At 59.3% G+C, this 3,867-nt stretch carries 5 protein-coding genes and 1 pseudogene; 4 read left to right on the top strand and 2 right to left on the bottom strand.

Annotation, left to right across the window (positions count from 1 at the left end; all coding sequences use genetic code 11):
* Window positions 1-67: 67 nt before the first annotated feature.
* Together CAPSK01_RS23500 and CAPSK01_RS23505 are read right to left on the bottom strand one after the other, a co-directional pair.
* Window positions 68-1,141: a Druantia anti-phage system protein DruA gene (locus tag CAPSK01_RS23500; RefSeq protein WP_273703892.1), complete on the bottom strand. Its 1,074-nt coding sequence runs from the start codon at window positions 1,139-1,141 to the stop codon at window positions 68-70.
* A 94-nt stretch (window positions 1,142-1,235) separates the two neighbouring features.
* Window positions 1,236-1,412 (bottom strand): annotated as a pseudogene (locus CAPSK01_RS23505) (tyrosine-type recombinase/integrase); the annotation flags it as partial.
* A gap of 340 nt (window positions 1,413-1,752) precedes the next feature.
* Between CAPSK01_RS23505 and CAPSK01_RS16780 the strand changes: the two are divergent.
* The 4 genes from CAPSK01_RS16780 (at window position 1,753) to CAPSK01_RS16795 (ending at window position 3,810) form a co-directional block, all read left to right on the top strand.
* The gene (locus CAPSK01_RS16780) at window positions 1,753-2,202 is read left to right on the top strand and encodes a carboxymuconolactone decarboxylase family protein (RefSeq protein WP_034929257.1); all 450 of its coding nucleotides are present in this window, start codon (window positions 1,753-1,755) and stop codon (window positions 2,200-2,202) included.
* 66 nt (window positions 2,203-2,268) lie between these two features.
* Window positions 2,269-2,832, top strand: a complete 564-nt coding sequence (locus CAPSK01_RS16785) for an RNA polymerase sigma factor (RefSeq protein WP_034929259.1) — start codon at window positions 2,269-2,271, stop codon at window positions 2,830-2,832.
* 41 nt (window positions 2,833-2,873) lie between these two features.
* Window positions 2,874-3,269, top strand: a complete 396-nt coding sequence (locus tag CAPSK01_RS16790; protein ID WP_034929262.1) for an SHOCT domain-containing protein — start codon at window positions 2,874-2,876, stop codon at window positions 3,267-3,269.
* Between the two features lie 157 nt (window positions 3,270-3,426).
* The gene (locus CAPSK01_RS16795) at window positions 3,427-3,810 is read left to right on the top strand and encodes a hypothetical protein (RefSeq protein ID WP_273703893.1); all 384 of its coding nucleotides are present in this window, start codon (window positions 3,427-3,429) and stop codon (window positions 3,808-3,810) included.
* The last annotated feature ends 57 nt before the right edge of the window (window positions 3,811-3,867 follow it).

Consider the following 3,867-nt stretch of genomic DNA (forward strand, 5'->3'; position numbering starts at 1 on the left):
TCGATGCCGTCGAGCAACGGGATGAACATCCCGATCTCATTGGTTTGCTTGGCTTCTTCCTGGCTTTCTACGGGCAATGTGCCGACTTTTTTTGGGTGTGACAGGTGCCCGTCTGATGACCAACGACGCTCAGGATGTGCGTTTGCGCGCCCTGCTCGTCCTTGGCGTTGCGCATCGTCTTGCCATCCACCGCCAGACTCTGATCGTCGCGGGCGTACGCCTGGTTCCATTGCTGGCAGGCCTTATCGAGCGCGGTCGGATCGACACGGATCAGGACGTCACGAAGGATGGATTCACTCGGCACGCGGTAGATTCCCTGCTCGCGACGACAGCGAAAGCGTTCGCGCGCTCGCGGTTTGAGGTCTTTCGCCCAAGCGGCGATGGCCTTGTAGCCGCGCATCCCGCATAGAGTCGCCGCCGTCGCGATGGCCAACACGCTCGGCAGAGGATGGCGCCTGCCTTGGGCGCGCCGCGGATCCGGGATGGCGGCAAAGAAGTCGGGAAGCAGACGCATCTGTTCGGCACTGAGCATCATTCGGGGCACTCCTTGAGCATAGGCGGGGGGGAGAAACGCGCGCGAAAGCTGGGCCGGCGCATCGCGCTGCAGCGGCCTGACGAAAACCAGCTTGGGAGACTCCGAGTGGGCCGTGTACCCAGCACGCGTGCGACGAAAGCCCTGGGTCAGCCCCAGGCACGTCCAGTTCGCGGCCCGGTAGACCGTTCCCTGAAAACGCGAAGGATCGACAAACGTCTCCAGCAAGAGGAGCCGCTTGCCGAAACGATCCTGCCAGTCCGCGACGATCCTCTCCTGGCACAGCGAAAGAACCTTCGAACCCAGATTCGGACGGTGCCAGTCGGGCAGAATCAGAAAGCGGCTATTGTTCGCGATCAACCCCAGACGATCGTACTGATGCCGGAAATCCCAGCCGATCCAGCGGTCACGAACCCCACATTTCCACGCCGCAGCCGAAAAACTGAGCAACGCCGCCCAGTCCTCGCCGCACGCCGCGACGTACCATAGCGTGTGGCCGATCTTGGCCAGATCGCCCAGATAGTGGTGTTGCGCCATCAACTCCCGATAGCGACCCTCTTCCCTCTTCTCGATAGGGCGCACACGCAACGCCTCAAGTTCCGCTTCCATCCGCCCTTTATACAGACATCTTTCCTCGATGTCCACAGGTGGCCCCTAACCAACGGATTCTTCGGCTATTGACCCGAAGGACAAATTCACCCTGCGCATGGCCCAGCAGTTCCTGCACCGTGCGAATATCGTATCCACTTTCCAGCAGGTGGGTGGCAAAGGAATGGCGAAGCGTGTGCGGAGTCGCCGGCTTGGCGATCCCCGCTGCCGTCACCACCTTCTTCATCGCCCGCTGCAGCCGCTTCTCGTCGAGATGATGACGCTGCTCCATGCCGCTACGCGGGTCGACCGAATCACTGCCCGAGGCAAAAACCTATTGCCAGCCCCAGCTCGTATTCGCCGAGGCGTACTTGCGCTCCAGGGCATCCGGCAAGTAAACGGCCGCTTTGCCCCTCCGCAGATCGTCGTCGAAGACTTGCCTTCGCCGCAGCAAGTGAGCACGTAGACCTTTGCGCCGTTTCGTTGAAGATCTCCGGGGTCGGGTGGCAATACAGCGGATGCACGTTTTCGTCGCCAATGAATGTATCCATTAGGCCGGGAAACCCGTCTAAGTGAGTGGACAAGGAAAGAATCGTCCGATACTTGTCACCCGAAACTTACAGGAGAACATCATGAGTGATCTGACCCACCGTGACCGTGAACTGGTGGCTCTTGGAGCCGCCATGGGCAGCAATTGCGTACCCTGCATCGAGTTTCACATCCCGGAATCGCGAAAAGTTGGTCTTAGCGACCCGGAAATCCACGCGGCGATCCGGCACGCGGACAAGATTCGTCAAGTCCCTGCCCGCAAGACGCTGCAGGCCGCGCTGAACATGTTGCCGTTGGCTGCAGGTGAGGTAGGGAACGCCGGAACGAGTCATGGGTGCGGATGCGCGCCCGAGAACGATGCCGAGAGCGCCGGAAGGACCAACACGGCGCAGCCCCCCGATATGATGATGGGGATGATGTCGAAAATGATGGATACCTGTGGCAGTCAAGCCCGTCCTGCCAGTGCGCCGAATTCCGCAGGGAAGAAGCCGGCAGTCAATCCCGCGACGAGTGAGGGATACGGGTGCAGTTGACAGGGCGTTTGATGATGCGCCGCCCCTGCGTGATTAGGGGGCGGAACGTTGCTTCGGGAGCATGAAATGAACGGTGCAGTAGGACAATCCGCGTTCAAGGACGTCGCTCGTGATCTGGCGCAGCCGCTCCTGCGTTACCTCGAACGGTACGTTGGAGACCGCGTGGTAGCAGAAGAACTGCGGCAGGAAACCCTGATGCGCATGAACAAGGGGCTTGCCTCCTTTGCCGGGCGCTCGTCGATCAAGACATGGGCTTTTTCCATCGCCAGCCGAGTTGCGGCCGATTACTTGCGCCATCCCGATCGAAGGACGCGCATCGTTGAGCTGGACGAGAGCCCGGAACCAATCGATACGGATCGCGCCATCGATGAGCAAATGGTTGTGGGCGAGATGAACGAATGCATCCGGAACGTGATCGACAGCCTCCCTGACACGTACCGTGCCGCCCTCATCATGCACGATCTCGAGGGGCTTTCAGCAGAGCAAACGGCCGAAATCTGCGAGTGCTCCGTGGCATCAGCGAAGATCAGGATTCACCGCGCACGGCTTCGTCTCAAGGAGGCGCTGACAAAGCAGTGCGAGTTCTATCGAGACGAGGACACTGTGTTTCGGTGCGATCGCAAGGCATAGAACTCGGGCTGACATCATTCCGGCGACTGAAGGAGGAACCTATGGACATTATGAAACGTGCGCTGATCTGTTTGCATTTGGCCCTGCTTGAGTTTGCTTGCGCGTCGTCGGTGTTCGCCGCAGACCAAGTGACGCAACAGCCCTATCCATGGCCGTGGTGGCGCGAAATGCAATGGCCCGCTTTCGGGTGGATCTTTCCGCTCATCTGTTTCGTCATGATGGTAGTGATGCTTCTGTTCATGGTGAGAAGAGGCGGCATCGGTTGCAGGTGGCGTGGCAGGTCGACGGATAAGTCCGGCTTCCGTGACTTCATGAAACGGTCTTGGAGCGAGCCGTCGGCGTCCGCCCTGGAAGTACTGAACGAACGCTATGCCAAGGGAGAAATCGAAAAGCAAGAGTACGAGGAGAAAAAGGCTGCGATTACTTCTTCAGGGTAGATTCCGCACGTTTGGATGTGGGGCCCAACCTGCTGTCGCAGCGGACGCTCCAGAAGCTGGCGCGCCGCTGAACGGCAACACGTTGCCGTTTAAAGCGTCGCTGGAGCACACTCGCCGCCTTACTGCGTCAAGGTGCTCACCTCCAACGTTGGGCACCATGAGCCATCCGCACTCAACCGCACCGAAGCCAAAGTGTGCGCCTTACCTGGCCACTTTGGCTGTCGGGCTGGTCTTGCTTGTTGTCCTGTTTGGCCATGTAGCAACTGTGGTCGAGAAGGTGTTCTCCGGTGCAACAAAGGAGCACTGTTGCACCATTGAGGGCGTGCCGTTCAACTACCTTGGTATCTTTATTCTGTTGTGCGGAGTGGCAGCCGCTTTGGTATTTGCCGTGGTGCTTTACGTCCGGGACTGGCTGCTCCGCCGAGATTTCGAACGCAAGTACGGAGTAAAACTTCCGGCTTCAACAAACGAGCCCGTAAGATCCGGTGGTTCCGACTTCGGGCCTTTGATGCATGGCTACCAACATCACGACGATGATTGACCTGTTGCCCAACACTGCGGTCGAGAGGGAACCGGCAAGCAAGGCTTGCCGGTTCCA

Origin of the sequence: Candidatus Accumulibacter vicinus (genome assembly GCF_000584955.1) — a bacterium.
Taxonomy (GTDB): Bacteria; Pseudomonadota; Gammaproteobacteria; order Burkholderiales; family Rhodocyclaceae; genus Accumulibacter; species Accumulibacter vicinus.

Excerpts from the sequence above, each read along its gene's own strand:
- CAPSK01_RS23500 (WP_273703892.1), bottom strand. The coding sequence starts at position 1,141 with ATGGAAGCGGAACTTGAGGCGTTGCGTGTGCGCCCTATCGAGAAGAGG.
- CAPSK01_RS16780 (WP_034929257.1), top strand. The coding sequence starts at position 1,753 with ATGAGTGATCTGACCCACCGTGACCGTGAACTGGTGGCTCTTGGAGCC.
- CAPSK01_RS16785 (WP_034929259.1), top strand. The coding sequence starts at position 2,269 with ATGAACGGTGCAGTAGGACAATCCGCGTTCAAGGACGTCGCTCGTGAT.
- CAPSK01_RS16790 (WP_034929262.1), top strand. The coding sequence starts at position 2,874 with ATGGACATTATGAAACGTGCGCTGATCTGTTTGCATTTGGCCCTGCTT.
- CAPSK01_RS16795 (WP_273703893.1), top strand. The coding sequence starts at position 3,427 with ATGAGCCATCCGCACTCAACCGCACCGAAGCCAAAGTGTGCGCCTTAC.